The sequence below is a fragment of the Amycolatopsis oliviviridis genome (assembly GCF_014654365.1).
Taxonomy (GTDB): Bacteria; Actinomycetota; Actinomycetes; order Mycobacteriales; family Pseudonocardiaceae; genus Amycolatopsis; species Amycolatopsis oliviviridis.
In genome coordinates this window covers 563,935-584,906 of sequence record NZ_BNAY01000005.1, presented here as the reverse complement: position 1 = coordinate 584,906, position 20,972 = coordinate 563,935, and the positions used below count along the sequence as shown (strand labels likewise).

General features: G+C 68.3%; 24 protein-coding genes. 12 read left to right on the top strand and 12 right to left on the bottom strand.

Annotated features, from left to right (window positions below):
• Positions 1–6 precede the first annotated feature (6 nt).
• Complete coding sequence (locus tag IE302_RS24460) at positions 7–891, top strand: alpha/beta fold hydrolase (protein ID WP_191256792.1); 885 nt, start codon at positions 7–9, stop codon at positions 889–891.
• Here IE302_RS24460 and IE302_RS24455 read toward each other — a convergent pair.
• A complete protein-coding gene (locus IE302_RS24455) occupies positions 872–1,633 on the bottom strand; it encodes a 2-keto-4-pentenoate hydratase (protein ID WP_191256791.1) in 762 nt (253 codons plus the stop codon). The genes IE302_RS24460 and IE302_RS24455 overlap by 20 nt on opposite strands.
• Positions 1,630–2,427: a 2-keto-4-pentenoate hydratase gene (locus tag IE302_RS24450; RefSeq protein ID WP_191256790.1), complete on the bottom strand. Its 798-nt coding sequence runs from the start codon at positions 2,425–2,427 to the stop codon at positions 1,630–1,632. The genes IE302_RS24455 and IE302_RS24450 overlap by 4 nt, the downstream gene beginning before the upstream one ends.
• A 132-nt stretch (positions 2,428–2,559) precedes the next feature.
• Between IE302_RS24450 and IE302_RS24445 the strand changes: the two genes are divergently transcribed.
• From IE302_RS24445 to IE302_RS24430, 4 genes are all read left to right on the top strand, one after another.
• On the top strand, positions 2,560–3,132 hold the full coding sequence (locus IE302_RS24445) for a hypothetical protein (protein ID WP_191256789.1): 573 nt from the start codon (positions 2,560–2,562) through the stop codon (positions 3,130–3,132).
• A gap of 34 nt (positions 3,133–3,166) precedes the next feature.
• The gene (locus tag IE302_RS24440) at positions 3,167–3,574 is read left to right on the top strand and encodes a CoA-binding protein (RefSeq protein ID WP_191256788.1); all 408 of its coding nucleotides are present in this window, start codon (positions 3,167–3,169) and stop codon (positions 3,572–3,574) included.
• 280 nt (positions 3,575–3,854) lie between these two features.
• Positions 3,855–4,637, top strand: coding sequence for an IclR family transcriptional regulator (locus IE302_RS24435; RefSeq protein ID WP_005165190.1), 783 nt, complete (start codon positions 3,855–3,857; stop codon positions 4,635–4,637).
• A 1-nt stretch (position 4,638) separates the two neighbouring features.
• Entirely contained in the window at positions 4,639–6,330 is a 1,692-nt protein-coding gene (locus IE302_RS24430; protein ID WP_191256787.1) for an L-lactate permease, read from the top strand.
• On the opposite strand, the gene IE302_RS24425 is transcribed toward IE302_RS24430, so the two are convergent.
• Positions 6,311–6,721 (bottom strand): GNAT family N-acetyltransferase, encoded by a 411-nt coding sequence (locus tag IE302_RS24425; RefSeq protein ID WP_191256786.1) that lies wholly within the window; start codon positions 6,719–6,721, stop codon positions 6,311–6,313. The genes IE302_RS24430 and IE302_RS24425 overlap by 20 nt on opposite strands.
• Positions 6,722–6,870: 149 nt before the next feature.
• On the opposite strand from IE302_RS24425, the gene IE302_RS24420 reads away from it, so the two are divergent.
• Both IE302_RS24420 and IE302_RS24415 read left to right on the top strand, forming a co-directional pair.
• Positions 6,871–7,743: a nuclease gene (locus tag IE302_RS24420; RefSeq protein WP_191256785.1), complete on the top strand. Its 873-nt coding sequence runs from the start codon at positions 6,871–6,873 to the stop codon at positions 7,741–7,743.
• Positions 7,744–7,866: 123 nt separating this feature from the next.
• Positions 7,867–8,262 carry a sigma factor-like helix-turn-helix DNA-binding protein gene (locus IE302_RS24415; protein ID WP_191256784.1) on the top strand — a complete coding sequence of 132 codons (396 nt, stop codon included), beginning with the start codon at positions 7,867–7,869 and terminating at the stop codon, positions 8,260–8,262.
• A gap of 97 nt (positions 8,263–8,359) precedes the next feature.
• Here IE302_RS24415 and IE302_RS24410 read toward each other — a convergent pair whose 3' ends face one another.
• Positions 8,360–9,628 (bottom strand): RNA polymerase sigma factor, encoded by a 1,269-nt coding sequence (locus tag IE302_RS24410; protein ID WP_191256783.1) that lies wholly within the window; start codon positions 9,626–9,628, stop codon positions 8,360–8,362.
• Positions 9,629–9,658: 30 nt separating this feature from the next.
• Complete coding sequence (locus tag IE302_RS24405) at positions 9,659–10,075, bottom strand: YciI family protein (protein WP_191256782.1); 417 nt, start codon at positions 10,073–10,075, stop codon at positions 9,659–9,661.
• Positions 10,076–10,227: 152 nt separating this feature from the next.
• On the opposite strand from IE302_RS24405, the gene IE302_RS24400 reads away from it, so the two are divergent.
• A complete protein-coding gene (locus IE302_RS24400) occupies positions 10,228–11,217 on the top strand; it encodes a small ribosomal subunit Rsm22 family protein (RefSeq protein ID WP_373308018.1) in 990 nt (329 codons plus the stop codon).
• Here IE302_RS24400 and IE302_RS24395 read toward each other — a convergent pair.
• From IE302_RS24395 to IE302_RS24380, 4 genes are all read right to left on the bottom strand, one after another.
• On the bottom strand, positions 11,199–12,113 hold the full coding sequence (locus IE302_RS24395) for a LysR family transcriptional regulator (RefSeq protein ID WP_191256780.1): 915 nt from the start codon (positions 12,111–12,113) through the stop codon (positions 11,199–11,201). The genes IE302_RS24400 and IE302_RS24395 overlap by 19 nt on opposite strands.
• A gap of 53 nt (positions 12,114–12,166) precedes the next feature.
• The gene (locus IE302_RS24390) at positions 12,167–12,811 is read right to left on the bottom strand and encodes a GAF and ANTAR domain-containing protein (protein WP_191256779.1); all 645 of its coding nucleotides are present in this window, start codon (positions 12,809–12,811) and stop codon (positions 12,167–12,169) included.
• A gap of 30 nt (positions 12,812–12,841) precedes the next feature.
• Positions 12,842–13,117: an ANTAR domain-containing protein gene (locus IE302_RS24385; RefSeq protein WP_229907921.1), complete on the bottom strand. Its 276-nt coding sequence runs from the start codon at positions 13,115–13,117 to the stop codon at positions 12,842–12,844.
• 285 nt (positions 13,118–13,402) lie between these two features.
• Positions 13,403–14,026, bottom strand: a complete 624-nt coding sequence (locus tag IE302_RS24380) for a sigma-70 family RNA polymerase sigma factor (protein WP_191256778.1) — start codon at positions 14,024–14,026, stop codon at positions 13,403–13,405.
• Between the two features lie 303 nt (positions 14,027–14,329).
• Between IE302_RS24380 and IE302_RS24375 the strand changes: the two genes are divergently transcribed.
• Positions 14,330–15,517, top strand: a complete 1,188-nt coding sequence (locus tag IE302_RS24375; RefSeq protein ID WP_191256777.1) for a beta-1,3-glucanase family protein — start codon at positions 14,330–14,332, stop codon at positions 15,515–15,517.
• A gap of 365 nt (positions 15,518–15,882) precedes the next feature.
• Here the strand turns inward: IE302_RS24375 and IE302_RS24370 are convergent, their stop codons facing one another.
• The 3 genes from IE302_RS24370 to IE302_RS24360 form a co-directional block, all read right to left on the bottom strand.
• A complete protein-coding gene (locus IE302_RS24370; RefSeq protein ID WP_191256776.1) occupies positions 15,883–18,048 on the bottom strand; it encodes a terpene synthase family protein in 2,166 nt (721 codons plus the stop codon).
• 104 nt (positions 18,049–18,152) lie between these two features.
• Positions 18,153–18,938 (bottom strand): DUF3800 domain-containing protein, encoded by a 786-nt coding sequence (locus IE302_RS24365; protein WP_229907920.1) that lies wholly within the window; start codon positions 18,936–18,938, stop codon positions 18,153–18,155.
• A gap of 42 nt (positions 18,939–18,980) precedes the next feature.
• Positions 18,981–19,772, bottom strand: coding sequence for an ArsR/SmtB family transcription factor (locus IE302_RS24360; protein ID WP_191256775.1), 792 nt, complete (start codon positions 19,770–19,772; stop codon positions 18,981–18,983).
• 131 nt (positions 19,773–19,903) lie between these two features.
• Between IE302_RS24360 and IE302_RS24355 the strand changes: the two genes are divergently transcribed.
• The 3 genes from IE302_RS24355 (at position 19,904) to IE302_RS24345 (ending at position 20,920) form a co-directional block, all read left to right on the top strand.
• Positions 19,904–20,128, top strand: coding sequence for a hypothetical protein (locus IE302_RS24355; RefSeq protein WP_229907919.1), 225 nt, complete (start codon positions 19,904–19,906; stop codon positions 20,126–20,128).
• Positions 20,129–20,198: 70 nt separating this feature from the next.
• Positions 20,199–20,510 carry a hypothetical protein gene (locus IE302_RS24350; protein ID WP_191256774.1) on the top strand — a complete coding sequence of 104 codons (312 nt, stop codon included), beginning with the start codon at positions 20,199–20,201 and terminating at the stop codon, positions 20,508–20,510.
• A gap of 194 nt (positions 20,511–20,704) precedes the next feature.
• Complete coding sequence (locus IE302_RS24345) at positions 20,705–20,920, top strand: mersacidin/lichenicidin family type 2 lantibiotic (RefSeq protein WP_191256773.1); 216 nt, start codon at positions 20,705–20,707, stop codon at positions 20,918–20,920.
• Positions 20,921–20,972 lie beyond the last annotated feature (52 nt).

The window sequence follows — 20,972 nt, the reverse complement described above, 5'->3', positions numbered from 1 at the left end:
GTCGGAATGCCGGAGACGATCGCCGCGGTGAACGGCATCGAGTTGTGCCACGAGACGTTCGGCCCGCCGGACGGCAGGCCACTGCTGATGATCATGGGCCTGGCCTCGCAGATGATCTGGTGGGACGACGAACTCTGCGAGAACCTCGCGGCCGAGGGGTTCTTCGTCATCCGCTACGACAACCGGGACGCCGGCCGCTCCAGCCGGATGACCGGGCGGGTGAACCTGCCGCTCGCGTACACCCTGCGCGCGGCGCCGTACTCCCTGGCGGACATGGCGGGCGACGCCGCCGCGCTGCTGACCGAACTCGGCGTCGGGAGCGCGCACGTCGTGGGCGCGTCGATGGGCGGGATGGTCGCGCAGACGCTGGCCATCGAGTATCCCTCACGGGTGCGCTCGCTGACGTCGATCATGTCGACCACCGGGAACCGGTTCGTCGGGCGGCCGAGCGCCAAGGCGCTGGCGATGCTGCTTTCGGCTCCTCCGCGTGATCGCGAGGAGTACGTCGACTACCTCGTGCGCACGTTCCGCGTCATCGGCTCGCCGGGTTATCCCTTCGACGAGACCCGGATGCGCGAGCGCGCGGAACGGTCCTACGACCGCGGCGTCGACCCCGGCGGCACGGCACGGCAGCTGGCGGCGATCATGTCGGGCCGCGATCGCTTCCGCGCGTTGCGGAAACTCCAGGTTCCCGCCCTCGTCGTGCACGGTTCGAAGGATCCGCTCGTGCACGTTTCCGGCGGCCGGGCCACGGCCCGCGCGCTGCGGGAGTCCGAGTTGGACGTCGTCCCCGGCATGGGGCACGACCTCCCGCGCGCGATCTGGCCGCGGCTGACCCGCGGTCTGCTCCGGACGGCCGACCGCGCCGAGATCACGAACCGGCGAGCGTGATCGAGCCCAGATGCGAGAAATGCGCCGCCACCCGTGAACCCGGGCGGACGTCGACGGCGTCGGTCATCCCGCCGGTGAGCACGATCCAGCCCGGCTCCAGCGCGAGCCCGCGCGCGCCGAGGGCGTTGGCCGCCAGCGCCAGCGCTTCCGCCGGATGTCCCTGCACGGCCGCGCCGGTGGCGGTGTCGACGATGGCGCCGTCGACCTCCAGCAGCGCCGCCTCCAGCGAGAGGTCCAGCGAAGCCGGCTCGGCGCCCACCGGGCCGAGCGTGAAGTACGCGGAAGAACCGTTGTCCGCCACGGCGTCCGGCAGGGAGAAGCGATAGTCCCGGTACCGGCTGTCGATGATCTCGACGCCGCCGTGGACCCGCTCGACCGCCGCCAGCGCCGTCGCCGAGGTCACGCCAGGACCCGCAAGCCGTTGTCCCAGCACGAAAACCAGCTCCGGTTCGGCACGCGGGTGGATCAGCGAGGGAACGGGGACACCGGCGGGAAGCACCATCGCGTCGGTCAGCCACGCGAGCAACGGCGAGTCGATGCCCATCCGTTGCTGCTTCGCCCGCGACGTCAGGCCCAGCTTGACGCCGATCAGTGTCTCGCCGCGTTCCTGCCGGATCCGGAGCGCCTCGTCCTGGATCGCGTACGCGGTTTCGACGTCCAAAGCGGGCCACGCGTCGGTCAGCGGATCGCGTTCTTCCCCGGACAGCAGCGCTTCCGCCGCCTCACGCAGGTCAAGGCTCACGGCCGCTCCTCCCCGGAGAACTTCGCGGTGACACTGCCGAGCCTCGCCATCGTCGCGACGACGGTGTCGCCGGGGCTCACCGGGATCGCGCGCGTCATCGAGCCCGGCAGCACGACGTGCCCCGGTTCGAGCGCGACACCGAGCGGCCCGACCGTGTTCGCGAGCCACACCAGCGCGTTCACCGGCGAGCCCAGCACCGCGCCACCGGCGCCGGTCGCCGCGATCTCGCCGTTCTGGTGCAGGACACAGCCCACCAGCCGCAGGTCGAGGTCACCGATCGCGGTGGGCCTGCTGCCGAGCACGACACCACCCGAGGACGCGTTGTCCGCGATGGTGTCGACGATGCTGATCTTCCAGTCCTGGATACGGGAATCGACGATCTCCAGCGCCGGGACGACGAAGTCCACCGCCCGCAGCGCGTCCGCCACCGTGACCCCGGGGCCGCGCAGCCGCGAGCCGAGCACGAACCCGATCTCCGGTTCGATCTTCGGCTGCAGGAAGTCGCCGATCGGGATCGGCTGATGTTCGAGATGGAACATCGAAGCGGTCAGGTGGCCGTAGTCGGGCTGGTCGACGCCCATCTGCCGCTGCATGGCGGCGGACGCGAGGCCGACCTTGTGCCCGCGCACACCGTCGCCGCGTTCGGCCCAATGGCGGACGAGCCGCTGCTGGATGCGGTACGCGTCCTCCAGCGTCGCGGCGGGATAGGTCTCGATGAGGGGCGCGATCGGCTTGCCGGTCTCGTACGCGCTGAGCAGCGCGGCCGCGGCCTCCTGCAGCGTGCTGGCGTCCATGGGCTCCTTCCGACCAGCCGAACTCTGCCCCGTCGGCAGGGGCCGCACAAGACGCCCGTTCCACTGGCCGGTACGACCAGATTAGGCCGAAAGGGTCTCGCACGGCCCCGATCATCACCTAGCCTGCTTCCCATGTCCGATTGGACGCTCTCACGGGCGAAGACCAGGATCGACCGCCGCGAGGAGCTCGACGAGCTCACCGCGCGCATCCGGTACGAGGTCCGGGTGCACCTCAACGAGCCCGCCGCGCACAACGCCTACGACGAGCTGACCGACATCTTCGCCATCGGCCACGCGGAGTGTTCGGCGTTGCTGAAGCACCGCCGTGTCCTGCCGCTGTGGGAACGGCTGCTGCTCGCGCGCTACACCCGCCGCCTCTACGGCAAGGCGATCTCGGCGACCGTCGGCGACCTCCCCGCCGACGCGGGGCCGGCGCCCGCGGCCGCGTTCGGCCCGGAGATCGCTTCCCTCACCCCGGATTCCGGCGACACCGGCGCGAAGTTCGACCTGCAGGGCCGCGGCCTGGTCAACGTCTTCCGGATCGCGGCCGGGCGGCACGGCGAGATCTGGCCGGACCGGCACGACGTCGCGACGACGTCCGCGCGCAGCGTCCTGACCTGTTCCGCGGTCTTCCTGCGGCGCCGCGCCTGGCACGTCGTCTGGCCGGTGTACCGGGTACGCGGCCTGCGGCTGTGGAAGCTCTAGGAATTCCCCGGGGCCCGGCGCGGTTGAACCCGGTATGACCGATCGCGCCACCGAGATCCTCGCCGGATCGAAGACGATCGCCGTCGTGGGGCTGAGCCGCGATCCGGCCAAGGCCTCGCACGGGGTCGCCGCCGTGTTGCAGGAACACGGCTTCCGGATCATCCCCGTCCATCCTTCGGCCGACGAGCTGCTGGGCGAGAAGGTCTATCGCTCGCTCACCGACATCCCGGAGCCCGTCGACCTCGTCGACGTCTTCCGCCCGTCCGCCGACACCCCGCCGATCGCCGAACAGGCCGTCGCGATCGGCGCGAAGGCGCTCTGGCTGCAGCAGGGCATCGTCTCCGCCGAGTCCCGCCGGATCGCCGAAGAAGGCGGTCTTGACTACGTCGAGGACCGCTGCACGGCGGTCGTCCGAGCGGTCGGAAACCTCTCGGTCCGTTAGAAACAGACTCCGGGCAAGACCCTCGCCGCGATTTTCCGGCGGGGGTCCTTTCATATCCGTGAACAGAAAAATGACCCCTGAAGTCATACGCCGAATCGGAACCGCCGAAAGGATTGGTCCAAACCGGTGATCTTGACCGGAAGCCCCCGAGCTGGGAAAACTTGTCCGGTCGACAGTTTGTTAAGAAACCTTCCCAAGGGTCGGCGGAGCTGTTAACGTCCGAATCCGCTTAACGGAAACAGGTGCCGGTCATCGGTACCCCGGTCCAACGGAGGGCGAAGTGGGCACACCACGCGGCCTGGATTCCAGTGGCACTCTCGAGCGCGGGCTCGCGGTTCTCGAGCACGTCGGCCAGAACCAGGAGATTTCCACCAACGCGATCGCCAGGCAACTGGGTCTCTCCCGGAGCGCCGCGTACCGCATCGTCGGCACCCTCAAGAATCTCGAATACCTCGAAGCCGATCGCGCCACCGGCCGCGTGCGGCTCGGTACCCGGCTGGTCGAACTCGGCGCCCGCGCGATGGCGGCGACCGACCTCCACCGCTGCGCGCCGCGCTATCTCGCGTCGCTCGCCGAGCGCAGCGGCGAGACGACGTACCTCGCGGTCCCGGACAACGACACGATGGTCTACGTCGCCACCGAACGCAGCGCCAACGCCGTCACGCTGGCCTGCCGTCTCGGCACCCGCCGTCCGCAGCACGCGACGTCGCTGGGCAAGGCGTGGCTGGCGGCACTGCCCGAACAGGACCGCGTCGAACGCATCCGCCGGATGAAACTCGACAGCCTCACGCTCAAGACGATCAACGATCCGGCCCGGCTGCTCGACGACCTGGCCAGGACGAGCCGTCGCGGCTGGGCCGTGGACGACGTCGAGAACGAACCGGACGTGGGCTGCGTGGCCGCCGCCGTCCGCGACCACACCGGACGGCCGATCGCCGCGATCAGCATCGCGGGCCCTGCCGGACGCGTGCTCCGCCGCACCGACGAACTGGGCGCGACGGTGGCCGGGACCGCCGCCGCGCTGTCGCTGCGGCTGGGTTACGTCCGCGCGCAAAGGGGCTGAAGTGGGCTGGATCCAGGACTACCAGCCGGCCGGCGGGCTGTGGCTGTCCGCGGCGCTCGCCGCGCTCCCGATCATCGTGCTGCTGGTGGCACTGGGTGTCCTGCGCCGGTCGGCGCACCTCTCGGCCGCGCTGGCGCTGATCACCGCGCTGCTGGTCGCGGTCCTGCTGTACCGCATGCCTGCCGGGCTCGCCCTCGACTCCGCGGCCATGGGGCTGGTGTTCGGGGTGTGGTCGGTGGCCTGGATCGCGTTCCACGCCGTGTACTTCCACAACGTCACCGTCGCGACCGGACGGTTCGACAGCATCAAGGCGGTCCTCGCCGGGTTCAGCGAGGACCGCCGCCTCCAGGCGCTGCTGATCGCGTTCGGGTTCGGGGCGCTGCTGGAAGGGATCGCGGGCGGCGGCTCGCCGATCGCGATCACCGCGGCGATGATGGCCGCGCTCGGCTTCCCGCCGGTGAAGGCGGTCGTGCTCGCGCTGCTGGCGAACACCGCGCCGGTCGCGTTCGGCGGCCTCGGCAACCCGCTGATCGTGCTGGGCAGGCTGACCGCGCCGATCCTCGGCATGAAACAGGAACAGGCGACGGATCTGTTCTCGTCGATGGTCGGCCGCCAGCTCCCGGTGCTGGCGCTGATCGTCCCCGGTTTCCTGATCGTCGTCCTCGCGGGCTGGAAACGGATGATCGAGGTCTGGCCCGCGGTCCTGACGGCCGGTCTGTCGTTCGCGGTCATGCAATTCGTCACCTCGAACTTCATCAGCCCGAGCCTCGTCGACGTCGTCGCCGCGCTCGCCGCGATGGCGTCGCTGTGGATCCTGACGCGGTTCTGGCAGCCGGCGGCGGTTTGGCGTTTCGACGGCGAAGAACCGGTGAGGGCCGGGGCGAGTCTCGGTGCCGCGAAGGCCGGACGCGGCGCGCTGTACGCGTGGGCGCCGTACATCGTCCTGATCGCCGCGATCTTCCTTTCCCGGATCGGCACGATCTTCAAGAACCTGCCGGACTGGCTGGACCTGACGAAGCTGCTGCACAAGGCCGACTGGGTGTTCGCGTGGCCGGGACTGCACAAAGAGGTCGTCCAGCACGCGCCGATCACGCCGAAGGACACCCCGTACGCGGCGACTTTGACCGTCGATTTCCTTTACTCACCCGGAACCGTGGCCCTGATCGCGGCGATCGTGGCGGGTTTCGCGATGGGCGCGAAACCCCGGCTGCTGCTGGCGACCTATCGCCGGACACTGCACCAGATGCGGTGGGCGCTGGCGACGATCTTCATGATCCTCGCGATCGCGTTCGTCATGAACTACTCGGGCGCGACGCAGACCCTCGGTCTCGCGCTGGCGACCACCGGCGTGCTGTTCCCGTTGTTCTCCGCCTACATCGGCTGGCTGGGCGTCTTCCTCACCGGTTCGGACGCTTCGACGAACAGTCTCTTCGGGCCGATGCAGGTGATCTCGGCGCAGCAACTGCACGTCGACCCGATCCTCGCCGGCGCCACGAACACTTCCGGTGGCGTGATGGGCAAGATGATCTCGCCGCAGAACCTGTCCATCGGCGCCACCGCGATCGGACAGTCCGGCCAGGAAGGCGCGCTGCTGCGGCAGACGTTCCTGTGGTCGGTCGTGCTGACCGCCGTGGTCGGGGTGATCTCGCTGCTTCAGGCGACCGTGCTGAGCTTCATGATCCCGAGCCCGTGAGCCGGATCAGGCCTGCTTCGGTGGGCCGGAAACCGCAGGCGTCGAAGTAGAAGGAACGCAGTCCGGGCACGAAGTCGACGTGCAGCCATTCGCAGCCCGCCGCTCGCGCGTGGGTCACGGCGAGCCGGACGACGGCGGTCGCGATCCCCCGGCGCTGATGGGTCCCGCGGGTCTTCGTGTCGAGCAGGAACGCGTGATCCCCGCCGTCCCAGGCGACGTTCACGAAGCCGACCAGCGTCCCGGCGGTGTCGCGGGCGGTGACCCAGCCGAGGCTGAACCGCCGGATGCCGTTCCACCAGCCGGGCTCGGGTTGCCCGCCGTGCGAACGGACGAGATCGGACATCTCGTCGTCGGTGACCGGGTCACGCCAGCGATAGGAGAAGTCGGTCATCCGGTCAGCATCCCCGATGTGATCATTTCACGTCAATCGTCGGAAGATCTCCGAGAATGTCCACAATGGTCATCCGATCTTAACCGGCGACTGGTCTGGATGGATGAACACATGGTTCGTTCACCGGAATGAGAACTACCGTTGTCCTCATGCCCATGACGCTGATCAAAGGTACTTTCCAGCTTGTCGGCGCTTCGCCGGACGGCGATTCGGTGCGGTTCTATCCCGAAGATCCCCAGGCGACCAAGAAGGCGGGCTTGAAGGTCCGGCTCAATTCGCGGGGCGGGATGCAGTTGCGGCTCGACGCGATCGACGCGCTCGAAACGCACTACCAGGCCAGGGGAACCGGCGGGATGTGGCACCAGCCCGCGGAATTCGCCGACGCCGCGGCGGCGAACCTGCTGAAGATCCTCGGCTTCAAAACCGTCGAACGGAACGACCGGGGAACGGTCACTTCGTCGACCCCGATCAAGGTACCGGGTCACATACTGACGCGTTTCGCCGACAAATACGGACGGGCGGTGGCGTTCGCCTTTCCCGGGCAACGGCCGGGACGGTCGGCGGACCTTTCGAAGGTCCATCTCGACGTCAAAACGCTGAAGAACTCCGCGAACTACCGGCAGATCGCGGACGGACTCGTCTACCCGACGTTCTATTCACTGCTTTATCCGGATCTCCGTGACGCCTTGGCCGAGGCCGCCGTCCAGGCGCGCCAGGACGGGCTCGGGCTGTGGCCGAGCGACGTCACGAACTCCGGTTTCAAGCTCTCGTCCCGGCGGCAGCTCGCCGACGAACTGGTGATCCTGCCGAAACTGTTCCGCAGGCTCGTCGACTATCTCGCGCTCGACGAAACCGGCGGGGTGTCGCTGACCGGCTTCTCCGACTTCCTCGATTCCCGCAACGACCGCCTGTTCACCGTCCCGGACGGGCACGCCACGGAATTCGAGACGCTGGTGAGCGTGAAGCGGCAGACCGTGAGCCTGACGATCGAGCCGGAACGGATCGTGTTCATCGAGGCCTGACCGTGCCCCTTGTGGGCAAAAAGACCGTACCTCCCTCCCCTTCCGCCGTGCTCATCTGAAAGGTGGGAGAGGGAGCCGATGCAAGGACACGGTTCGCGGCGGTCGGAGGAGGCCGGCGGGCGGATGGAGACAGGTTCGAAGATCGTCGACGCCGTCCGCGTCTTGGTCGTGCGTTACTGCCGGGCGCGGATCGGACGCCGTTCGGGCAGTTACGACACCGCGGACGCGGTCGCGAAGAACAGTTGCCGCGAGATCATCGCCGGAGCCGCCGGGGCGCCGGCGCTGCTCACGTACGCCTACGACGTCACGCGCGGTCTGGTCGACGAGTTCCACCGGTCCGCCGCGGAACTGCCGAACCCGCTTTCGGGGCTGCCGGGGCAGCAGCGCGAGATCATGGTGCTGCGGTCGCTCGTCGGGCTTTCGGCCGACGACACCGCGCTCGCGCTCGGCTGCTCCGTGCAGGCCGTCCGGCTGGCGCAGCACCGGGCCCTGACCACCCTGCGCCCCGCCCCCGCCTGACCGCGCCCCGCCGCTCCCGCCCCTTTCGCGTTTCGTCCTCTGAATGCGGTGGTTCGCGCTACGAACTACCGCATTCAGAGGACGAAACGCGGGGGGGTCAGGGGGTGCACTCCGCGGCGCGGCCGAGCAGGAGGGTGCGCTCCCGGTCGTTCCCGGTCATCTCCGCCGCGCGCTCGAACTCGGCGCGGGCCTCGTCGAGACGGCCGAGCTTCGCCAGGAAGTCGCCCCGGACGCTCGGCAGCAGGTGATACGCCTTCAGCGCGGGCTCCGACGTCAGCTTGTCGACGATCTCCAGCCCCGCCTCCGGCCCGACTGCCATCGACAGCGCCACCGCGCGGTTCAGTTCGATCACCGGCGACGGGTTCAGCTTCCCGAGCCCTTCGTACAGAACGGCGATGCGTCCCCAGTCGGTTTCCTCGCCCGTCCGTGCCCGCGCGTGGCAGGCGGCGATGGCGGCCTGTGCCGCGTAGACGCCGAAAGCGCCGCCGGTGAGCGACTCGGCGAGCTCCAGGGCGGCGAGGCCGCGGCCGATCAAGAGCCGGTTCCATTTGGTCCGGTCCTGGTCCATCAGCAGCACGGGTTCGCCGTTCGGCCCGACGCGCGCGGCGGACCGCGACGCCTGGATCTCCATCAGCGCGACGAGCCCGTGCACTTCGGGTTCCCGCGGCATGAGCCCGGCCAGGATCCGGCCGAGCCGCAGCGCCTCCTCGCACAACGCCGGGCGCATCCAGTCCTCGCCCGCCGTCGCCGAATACCCCTCGTTGAAGATCAGGTAGATGACTTCGAGGACCGAAGAAAGACGGGCGACCCGGTCCGCGCCTTCCGGCACCTCGAACGGCACCTTGGCGTCGCCGAGCGTCTTCTTCGCCCGGACGATCCGCTGCGCGATGGCGGTTTCCTTGGCGAGGAACGCCCGTGCGATCTCGTGGGTCTGCAGCCCGCCGATCATCTTCAGCGTCAGCGCCACCCTGGCCTCGGTCGACAGCACCGGGTGGCAGGCGGTGAACACCAGCCGCAGCAGATCGTCCTCGATGTGGTCGTCGAGGCCCGCGGTGAAGTCGGGCTCTTCCTCGGTCTCCTGCTCGCGGCCGATCTCGCCGAGTTTCTTCTCGTACCGCTCGTTGCGGCGGAAGGTGTCGACCGCCCGGCGCTTGGCCGTGGTCATGAGCCAGGCGCCCGGATTCCTCGGGACGCCCGACTCAGGCCACTGTTCGAGCGCGGCGACCAGCGCGTCCTGCGCCAGTTCCTCCGCGAGCCCGACGTCGCGCGTCATCCGCGCGAGGCCGGCGATGAGGCGGGCCGATTCGATCCGCCACACCGCGTCGATCGCCGAACGGGGGTCTGCTGTAGCCGTCACGCCGACCAATCAACATCGTCGGCGCGACGACCGCAACCACTAGTTCCCCTCGGCCTGTTCCCGCAGCTTCTTCTCGTGCTCGACGATCTCCGGGGTGGCGTTGTCGAAGTCCTCCATCTCGGCGATCTGGCGGATCTCGATCTCACCCTCGCGGAACGGCGCGCGCTTCATCCACTCGACGACCTCGGCCCGGTCCTTGACCTGCAGGATCCAGAAACCCGCGATGAGTTCCTTGCTCTCGGCGAAGGGACCGTCGACGACCCTGGCCTCGGTGTCACCGGAGTACTGGATACGGAAGCCCTGGGCGCTGGGCAGCAGGCCTTCACCCGCGAGCATGACGCCGGCCTTCACCAGCTCCTCGTTGAACTTCCCCATCTCCTGGAGGTCCTCGGCGCTCGGCTGCGCACCGGCCACGTCGCTCTTCTCGTCGCTCTTGACAATCACCATGAACCGCATCAGAAGTCTCCGTTCCCGGCGGGGCTCGTCCCTGCCACATCTACGCGTCGATCGGGCACCCCGGGTTTCGACACGGTCCCCGAACTTTTTTCCGCGAGTATTCGAGCAGCCGGAAAACCCCAGGTCAACCACCCATGAGAGAGTGTTCCCCCGTGTCGCCTCTCCCCGAAACCCTCCGCTCCGCCCTCGACGAGGAGCTGGGCAAGTACCCGCAGAACAGGCTGACCCAGTCCGTCGAGCGGCTCAGCACGCGCTACCGCGAGAACGCCCCCGCGAGCGCGCCCATCCTCGCCTCCGAAGCCGACATCGCGGCGTACGCGGGCTACCGGATGCCGGCCACCTACGCGGCCGTACACGCCGTTCTCACCGAAGCCGCCCTCCGCACTCCCGGGTTCGCTCCACGCACGCAGATCGACATCGGCGGCGGGACCGGGGCCGCGATCTGGGCGGCGGCCGACGTCTGGCGGTCGCTGGAGGAAAGCACCGTCGTCGAGCAGGTCCCGGGCGCGATCGCGCTGGGACGGCGGCTCGCGGGCAACGCCGGCGACCAGGCCGTCCGCGACTCGACCTGGCGGCGCGGCCTGATCGACCCGACCGCCCCCGCGCCGGACGCGGACCTGGTGACCCTCTCCTATGTCCTCGGCGAGCTGCCCGATGCCCGCCGGGCCGACGTCGTCCACTGGCTGTCGGCGAAGGCCGGGATGCTGGTGCTGATCGAGCCGGGCACTCCCGCGGGCTACGAACGGATCGTCGAGGCGCGGGATCAGCTCGTCGAGCTCGGCCTCTCCCTGGTCGCGCCCTGCCCGCACGAAGGCGCCTGCCCGATCCCGCGCGGCAAGGACTGGTGCCATTTCTCCGCGCGGCTCCCGCGCACCGGCCTGCATCGCCAGCTCAAGTCCGGGACGCTCGGCTTCGAGGACGAGAAGTTCTCCTACGTCGTCGCCTCGCGCACGACACCGGAGCGGGCCGGGAGCCGGATCCTGCGGCATCCGGCCAAACGCAAGGGCATGGTCAGCCTGTCCCTGTGCGCCGGCTCCGGGCTCACCGAAACGATCGTCACCAAACGGCACGGCAGCGCCTACCGCGCGGCCAGGGACGCCGAATGGGGCGACGGCTGGACCAGTCAGTCCACTGTGGACTGACGTGCCCGCCGCGCGAGGTTGCCGATGACGGTGAGCAACGCGCCGAGCGCCGGATTGTCGTTGCCCCGCCGCCACATCAGTTCCAGTTCCACCGGACGGCCCTCGATCCCGTCCACCGGCCGGAGCACGACGCCCTCGAACCGCAGCGCGGCGGCCGCGGCCGGGACCAGCGCGACCCCGAGCTCCGCCTTGACCAGCGCGAGCACGGTATGCGCCTGACCGGCGTATTGCGTGTACTCCGGCAGCACCCGCGCCACGCGGAAGACCGTCACGAGCATGTCGTGGAAGTACCGGCACTCCGACGGCGAGTACATGATGAACGGCTCGCGGTCGAAGTCGCGGACGTCGGGATTCCTCTTGCGCCGCGCCAAAGGATGCGACGACGGCAGCGCCGCCAGCAACGGTTCCCGCCACAGCGGCAGGGTCACGATGTCGCCGCCGGTCACCGGCGGCCGGACCATGCCGAGGTCGACCCCGCCCGTCAGCAGCTCCTCCACCTGCGCGGCCGTCACCAGTTCCCGCAGCACCAGATCGACGCCGGGCATCTCGGCGTTCACCGCGGCGAGGACGCGTTCGAGATACGAATACGCCGCGGTGGCGGTGAATCCGAGCGTGACGGCCCCGACCTCGCCCTTCTTCGCCCGGCGGACATACAGCGTCGCCTCTTGCGACGAACGCAGTATTTTTCTTGCCTCGGCGAGAAAAACCCGTCCGGCCGGGGTCAGCCGGACGGTGCGGTGCGTACGGTCGAAAAGTTCGACGCCCAGTTCGCGCTCCAGCAACTGGATCCGCCTGCTCAGCGGCGGCTGGGTCATCGAGAGCCGCTCCGCCGCCCGGCCGTAGTGCAGTTCCTCGGCCACCGCGACGAAACTCACCAGCTGCTCCAGGGAGAACACCCACCCAGTTTTGGGTATCACCAAAGGGCGGACAAGCGCCGAAGCGGTATCGTTCAGCGCGGGATTTCCACTGTGCGGTCTATGATTCCGGTCGCCACCGCGAGGATCTTGAGGTTGTTGCTCCGCGCGTGGGCGCGCAATACGCCGAACGCCTGGTCCACCGAAACCCGCAGCCGTTCGGCGAGCACGCCCTTCGCCTGCTCGATGAGCACTCTGCTGTTCAACGCGGTCTGCAGCTGCGCGGTGATTATTTCCTGCCGCTGCACCAGGCGGTTGTGCAGGATGCCGATCGTGGCGACGTCCACGAGCGCCTGCCCCAGCCGCAGTCGCATCGGCACGGCGTACACGGACCGGAACCCCGCGCCCTCCGCCTCCCGCACGAACTTCGGCCATCTTCCGCGCGCACGCACCAGATCCGGGCAGACGACCGGCTCCGCGCTCCGATAGCAGTCCAGGCACGGGCCTTCCGAGTTCTGCGACTGGAACAATTCCAGCAGCCGGGTCTGTTCGTCGGACGCGGCCACCATGGTGAGGCTGCCGCGAGCGTCGGCGAGCAACAGCCCGGCGGTACAGACGTCGAGCAGTTCCACGCATCCGAGCACGAGCTGATCGAGGAACTCGATGAGATCGAAGTCGTCGACAAGGGTGTCCGCCAGCTGCACGAAGGTTTCCCGCAGGACGGTCGCCGGGTCGGTCATCGTTCGAATATCTCCTTGGCACACGACCCATCACGAATCGGGCCGGAACGTGAGCCTGCCTAACACCATGTCCTGGGCGACCTCGTCGAGCCTCCGGTCGCTGGCATAGGCACGGGCACGCAGGCGGACGAGCGCATCCGGGAGCCCGATGTCGAGCTGGACCGACACCATGCCGGTGGCTTGATGCACCTGTGCACGGTGTTCGGTGAATTCGAGATCGATCAATTCGGCCAGACCGGGCTTGCCGACGTCGATAGCGGCGACGGCGAGAGTGATCGCGGCTTCAGCGGCCGGGCCACCGCTCATTCTCGCATGTTTCCATCGCTTTACGTTGCCCGCGAAGGCTTCTTACGCACCAATGCAGTAGCCCGAAGAGCCGAGCGATGATCGTCGGAACGGCCCACTCGATCGCCGATCCTCCGTTCAGCCGGTTCCGGGTCCCCGTTCCGCGCCTAGGGTGGAACCCGCGACCGCTCGCCCTGGCCCTCGGTGACGGCGCTCGTCGGCGAGCTCTGGAGGGGCCATGTGCGTTCGCATTCTCGAGACCCGGGCCAAGCGGGAGAATCGATTACTCCGGCTACTGGTCCGTATTCAGCTGAAGGCGTCCTGGCGCTGAGCGCACGCGCGCAGCCTGCTGATCGCCCGGTGTTTGGTCACCCGCACGCGTGACGACGTCGTCCCGAGCGCCGCCGCGGTCTCGTTCGACGACAGCTCGCCGATCACCCGCATTCCCAGCACTTCCCGGTGGGACACCGGCAACATCCGCATCAGCCTGCCGAGCCGGACCCCGAGATCGGTCTGCAGTGCCCGCTGTTCCGGTTCTTCCGCGGCCACCGCCGGGCGCTCGGGGAGTTCACCGGTCAGTACCTGCCTGCTCCGCGCCGCCTTACGGAAGACGTCCGCGACCTTGTTCGCCGCGATGGCGCGCATGAGGAACAGGAAGGACCCGCCGCGCAGGCCGTAACCGGGAACCGCGATGAAGACCGCGAGGCAGATCTCCTGCGCGACGTCCGCGGGTTCGAGATAAGTCAGGTCATGGCCGCGAAGACGGGCTTCGGTGTACTGCCGCGCCCACGGCACGAGGACGGCCATGAGGTCGTCCATCCCGTGCGGCGCCCCCTCGGCCGCCGTCCTGGCCAGATCGTCCCAGCAGGCAGGAGAAATCCACGTCTCACCGCCGCCGGTTCTTCGCACCGGAAACCCATCGCCGTCCATGCCCCGCTCCCCACGGATGAAAAAACCCGGCCGCCGGGGTCCAGGACGGAACGCGGACCACGGTAGTCGAGATATCCGGCCACCTCAATCGACGAAAGTCCGCGACCAAATGTCCATACGGGCAAGGAATCGGACAGATTCTCACCAGTGGTCTGGACACGTTGCCCACCGGACCGTAACTTCCCGTGCTGAGACCCCTCGCCAAGGTCACACCCAGGCCGGGAACGCGCCCCCGGCCGACATCCGCAAGCACCGCCGCGGCGCGTTCGCGTTCCGCGGCGGGATTCCGCCGAGGAGTGAACTGTGCGCATCCGTAAGAAAATCCGGCGCGTTTTGACCGCGCTGGCGGTCACCCTCCCCCTGGTCACCGGAGTTTCGGCGCTTTCGGCTCCTGCCGCCGTCGCCGCCGGTCCCGACCCGCTGCCGCTGACCGTCACCAACGATTCGGGCCGCTCCGACGCGGTCCACCTCTACGTGCTCGGCACGAACCTCAACACCGGCAAGCTCGGCTACGTCAACGCCGCCGGTGCCTTCACCCCGTGGCCGCCGGGCGCGAACCCGCCGAGCCCCGCGCCGGACGTCTCGATCGCGGGCCCCGGCAACGGCGGTTCGACCACACTGAAGATCCCGCGGATGCTCTCGGGCCGCGTCTACATGTCGTTCGGGCAGAAGATCAAGTTCTTCCTGACCCCGGACGGCCTGGTGCAGCCGGCACCGTGGGCCGACGGCGACCCGAACCGCGACATCCTGTTCGACTGGAGCGAGTTCACCTACGACAACGGCGGGTTGTTCATCAACAGCTCGCAGGTGGACATGTTCAGCGTGCCGCACGCCGTCGGGCTGACCAACGGCGCCGGCCAGAACAAGGAGGCGGGACGCCTCAAGCCGGGCGGCCGCGCGAACATCTTCAACGGCGTCAAGGGACAGTCCGGCTTCGCGAACCTGGTGTACAACGACCTGCGGGTCCTCGCTCCGGGCAAGGGGCTGGACACGGGCAAGTTCAGCGGGACCTACCTCGACGGCTACGTCACGAGCGCCTGGAACACCTACAAGTCGACACCGCTGACCGTGGTCCCGTTCGAGGCCGAACCCGGCAAGAAGTTCACCGGCAAGACCGGCGGGGACGACGTCATGCGGTTCACGAACCCCTCGGGCGCCGAGGTGGCGTCGTTCAGCAAGCCGAGCACTCGCGACGTCTTCAACTGCGACGGGCGGCTGCAGGCACCGAACGACCAGGTCGTCGGCCCGATCGCGCGGACGCTGTGCGCGGCGCTGCACCGGTCGACCCTCGGCACCCTGCACACCCAGCCGACCTACGACGCCGGCCCGTTCTACAAGCAGCCCGTGACCGACCACTACTCGCGGATCGTGCACGAGCAGATGGTCGACGGGAAGGCGTACGGCTTCGCGTTCGACGACGTCGGGCACTTCGAGTCGCTGGTGCACGACGGGGACCCGAAGACCGCGAAGATCACCCTGACGGCTTTCTGAGTCCAGGCTCGCGACAAGGCCGCCAAGGGCATTGGGTCGGCCTCGGATGTTGCGAAGGTGGCTTTCACAACGTTGAAGGTTGTGAAAGCCACCTTCGCACCATCGCCCTGCCGCCAGACCACATCGGTCCAGGAGATCGGGGTCGTGAGTGGCGATACGGGTTCTCTCGAGAGGTAAGGCAAACGTGTCGTGTCAGGTGCCTGACCGGTCGGCGAAACGCGTGGTGAAGGGAGCTTTCCCCACATCGCACGAGCGGAAAGTCCCCTTCGCCGCGTCTCTCGCCGCCGAGCGCCGGCCAGTCCGTGAAGGTCGAGTTCCCTCGGCTGAGCCGCGTGAAGGGGGCCTTCACGCGGCGTCGCTCCGATCTAGCGCGCCCCGCTCCCGATCCGCCACGCGGACATCCCGAGCCCGCTCGGCACACGGGAGAACGACGGCGGCTCGGGAGCGTGGGCGCGTTCCAGTTCCTCAGGCGTGTACCGCGCGCAGTTCCGGTGCCATTCCAGGATCCCGGCCATCCAGTCCTTAAGATGATCCGCGTACCTCGTCACAGCCACGCGGACCTCGTCGTCGAGCCCGAGGTCGTCGCACATCCGCGGCAGGTCCTCGTCGGCGAGCTGCCGGAACTGGTCCATCCGCGCGTTCATCAGCCGGGCGGTGATGTCGCGGGCCTCGTCCCGGTCCACGGCGAGGAACCGTTCGACGACGTGGACCAGGTTGTGCGTCTCGCCCTCGTACTCGATCTCTTTCTGATACGAGAACAGGTCGTTGGAGAAGGCCGCGTAGTCCTGCGCCGCGGTGTCGAGCTCGGACAGCACACGGTTCTGATGGAGCTCGGGCGGCACGACGTCGCCGATTTCGAGGAGGGCGAGGCTCTTCGTCAGGTCCGACCCGAACGTCCGGCGGCGCATCTCCACGTAGTCGACCGGGTCCGGGACGCGGTTCTGCGCCCGGTTCGCCACCTCCCAGACCCAGCTCGCGGTCATGCTCTCGATCGCCCGCCGGAACCCCGCCCGCGCGTGTGGGGTCAGCGGTCCGGTGGTGCGGTTCCACAGGTCCACGAGCCCCCGTTCGAACGGATTCGCGGGCTTCGGCACCGGCTCGCCGTCGAGCGGCATGAACAGGGAAAGCCGGTCGCTGCTCAGCTTCGCGGCCACCGGGTCCCGCTTCAGCCCGAACATCAGCGGGAAGTAGTCGTCGCCGTAGGTGCCCCAGGTGAGCCAGTCGGTCGACAGTTTCAGCCGTTCGAGGTCCGCGTCCGCGTCGATCATCGCGGCGCAGTGCGCCGGGTCGAGACTTCGGCATCGGCGCTCGTCCCAGACCCCCTCCTCGAACATCCCCATCTCCCGCGCCCACTCCGGCGCGTACTCGCGCGCGGCGGCGAGGTGAGGGCTGGTGCGGACGGGGTACGGCATCCGGAATTCCGGCAGCGGCAGCGATCCCACCTTCGCGAACGGCGCGGGCGCCTGCTGTCTCGCCCGCTGGACCAGCCCCAGCCGGTTCGGCGAAAGCAGCCGCGATTCGGTGCCGTCCGGGCTCTCGTTCATGTACCGGCTCGACCGGGTGTGCCATTCGTGGCCGCCGGATTGCCAGTCCTGCAGGCCCTTGACGTACAGGCCGACCGCGATCTGCTCGGGCAGCGAGACGTCGTACTCGGCCAGCAACGCGGGCACCTCGACGAGCGCGGTGTTCTCGAACTGCTGCAACCGCGAGGTCAGCAGGTCGTTGGTGAGGTCGGCGGCCTCCTGCGTCGAGCGGTCGAGGAATTCCTCGAAGACGAGGACGGCGTTGGAGTTCTCGCCTTCCTCACGCACTTCACGTTGGTAGGAAAAGAGATCGTTGCGAAGGTGGACGGCGTCGGCGAAGGTGTCGCGCAGGACCTCCATCGGCCTGGTCACCGCGATCCGGTCCGGTACTTCGGCGCCGACGGCGTACTCGATCAGGTTCGCCGACCACGGCGCCCCGCCGACGCGACGGCGCATTTGGATGTACTCGATGGGATTCGCGATCCGGCCGCGGTCGATGTTGTCCAGTTCCCAGAGCGATTCGACCATCAGGTTGTGGGTGCTGGTGACGAAACGCCGTCGCCAGGCTTCCGACATCGAGGGAATGGTGCGCGCCCAGAGATCCTTGAGCCCGGCCTCGGCGGGATTACCCGGTTCCGGTGACGTTTCACCCGGCCCGGTCATGAACAGTTCCAGCCGGTCCAGATAAGCCTTCGCGCCTTCGGTGTTCCGCGTGTACTTGAATTGCGCGAGGAAATCGTCGTCGAAGAAGAACACCCACACGTACCAATCCGTGACCAGATCGAGGGACGGCCCGTCACAGTCCGGATGGGTGTGCGCGCAGAGCAGCGCGTAATCCATTTTCGCCAGCGCCTGCTCGGTCCAGACGACGTCACCGGACGGGGCGGGCGAATCGAGCATGCCCATCTGCCTGGCCCAGGCCATACTGTGCGCCCGCGCCGCTTCGAGGTGCGGATTCATCCTGGCCGGATGCGGCACGTAGAACTCGGGCAAGGTGAAAGCCTGCATCTGCGACTGCCTCCCGGGCCGGTGTCGGATACGCCTCGACGTTTCCAGCCCGGCGCCACGCGGGGCTACGGCCACCCGAGCGATTCGGTGTGCCAAAGGGTGAATCAGCCCCAGAGTGACGCCTGGTCGATATACGGTGCGAGCAATGCGGTCAATATCGCGTCGCCTTTTCCGTTCAGTTCGTCTTCGGCGATCCGGCGGGCGACACCGACCAGGAAATCGGCGACCTGGACCCGGGGGTCCGTCCGCGAATCCACGAATTCCATCCCGGCCAGCCCCGGACTCGATTCGATCCGGGCGAGCCGTTCTCCCTTGAGCGACGGCTGTTCGTCGTGAACGAGGAAGACCTGTTCCCCGCCCGCGCTCCAGTGCTCGACGGCGCGAAGGATCGCGGGCACGAGCGGATCGAGGACCTTGGCCTCGCGCAGCTCGGCGACCTTCGCCCGCAGTTCCGTGATGTCCCCGGCGATCGTGTCCGCGGCCATCGCGAAGAAGGATCCCGCCACCGGATCCCGCCGGTTACGGGTCCGCAGCACGTCGTTGAACGCGGCAAGGACCTCGTCGTCCGGCGGGACACCGGGTCCGGCGAGCGCGCGGAGTTCGTTCGCCAGCAACAGTTTCTTGTCCACGAGGTACACCTGCGCCCGTCCGTGGACCGGACCGCGCGGGCCGAGGAACCATTCGAGGACCCGCCGGTGCTTCGCGCGGAGCAGATGGTTGGCCTTGTATTCGACCGCCGGCGAGCGGATCCTGCGCCGCAGTTCCGCCAGGCAGCCCGCGGCCTCTTCCACGCTCAGCCGGACCCCCGCGTGCGCGAAGACGTCGGTCTGCCCGCCGATCAGTTTCTCGCCCTCGGACCCGGACTCGTCGCAGGCGATCTCCAGGGGCACGATGCTGATCGTGCCCGATCACGGCGGCGCGGTCGACCTGGTTTACGCGGGTTCGGGCAGCGGTTCGCCGGTCTCCAGCAGCGTCTTGAGGCTCGACAGGATCGACGGCCAGCCGCCCTTGACCATCTCCAGCGCGGTGCTGCCCTCGTCGAATCCGTCGTGGACCACGGTCAGTTTCACCGTGTCGCCGACGGGCTCGAGGTCGAACGTCACCTTCGACCTCGACTCGGCCTGGAGCTTCGCCGACACGTCGTCGTCGAGCCCCACCGACTTGCCGAACTCCGGGGTGAAGGTGTGCCACGTGTAGGACAGCCGCCGGTACGGATCGGACTCGAGCACGACCTGCTCGGGATCCTCCAGCTTCACGCCGAGCTGTTCCCAGGCCATCGCCGACCCGGGCTTCCAGTCCGAAGTGAACTCACAGCCCCAGTACCGCTTGGTGAAGGCCGGATCGGTCAGCGCCTTCCAGAGCCGCTCGGGTGTCGTCCTGATGTAGCTGGTGTAGACGAATTCGCCGGTAGCCACGGTTTCCTGCTCCAATGCCTTCTTGAGGTCGGACAGCGCGTCGACCCGGCCCTGGTGGTACCGGTCGATCCAGCGCTCGGCGATCGCGTTGATCGGCTCCGCGTTCACGTAGTGCAACTTCTCGCGACCACGCCACACCGTGGTCACCAGGTTGGCGGCCTCCAGCACGGCCAGATGTTTGCTGACCGACTGCCGCGCCATGTCCAGCCCCGCGCACAGCTCGCGCAGGGTCTGCCCGTTGCGGGCGTTCAGGTCGTCGAGCAACCTGCGGCGGCTGGCGTCGGCCAGCGCCTTGAACACCTCGTCCATGTCGCTCTCCCTGATATGCAGCCTCCCGGCTGCCTTTGCAGATTAGGCAGCCGGACGGCTACATGTCAAGCTCAGTGCGAATCGGCCCCAGGACGGCGTCCACTGGGCGCCTTGCTCGAACTCGGCGTTCGTTGACGCTGTCCGCGATCCTCGTGTGGCGCCCGGGCGGCGCCTCGGCCAAGCCGATCCTGCCCGCGGTCGTGTTCCTCGGACTCACGCTGGCGCAGGTGTTTCTCGGCATCGCGCACGTGACGGCGGTCCACGTCCCGCTCGGCGTACTGCTTTTCGGCTTCAGCCTCGTGCAGCTGACCCGCATTCGCCCGGCCCGGGAAGTGGCCGGAACGGTGACGGCCTGACGGCCTCGCTCAACCGTCGCGAACGACCGCGTCTGTGTCGTCGCGCGGCGAGATCAAGCCAAAGAGGACAATGCCCAGGCAGGCGGCCGCCTGGTACGCGATCACATCGTCATTTCCCGCGCGGATCAACTTCGACAACGGGGTACTGGTCGGCGGCTGGGCGAATCTGACGGTCTATCCCAACGGGAACTACAATTTCTCGGGTCATTTCCACGATTCCGGAGCGACCTCGTACAACGTCGGAATCGTGATGGCGATCCGGAACCCGGTGACCGATACCGCCCATGGTCCGGGAAACGGTGGCGGACCAGGAGGCGGTGCGCCGGCGGCAGCGGCGTTTCTCCGAAAATATCCGACGAATCCGCCGGGCAGTGTGGGCTGATCGACCCCCTTGACGGCACCGGAGATCGCGTGCGTCTGTTCGATGCGGCCGAAAACGTCGATGCCGGTGGCTTTTCCGCCGGCCACGCCCCACCGGACTTCTACCGCGTGCACACCGGCCGCCCACCGGCGCACCGCACGGTGGGCCAAGGCCGGTCATCCCGGTCGTCACCGAACACCAAGGGAGACAAACGAATGTCCGATTACGACGTCGTCCGTTACTGGAAGGACGAGAACTACCGGTCCGCGGTGGGCGGCAGCCTGCTGCCCGCGAACCCCGCCGGAATCATCGAACTCACCGACGAGGCGCTCGACTCGCTCGTCGCCGGTGCCGGCGCGGAAATGGTGCTGGGCTCGTGCGTGGTCGTCAGCTGCTTCGTCGTCAAGGAACCGACAGCCGACATCCAGTAGTACCGAGCCCGGGCGGCGTACGGGACGGGCGACCGAACCCCGTACGTCGCCC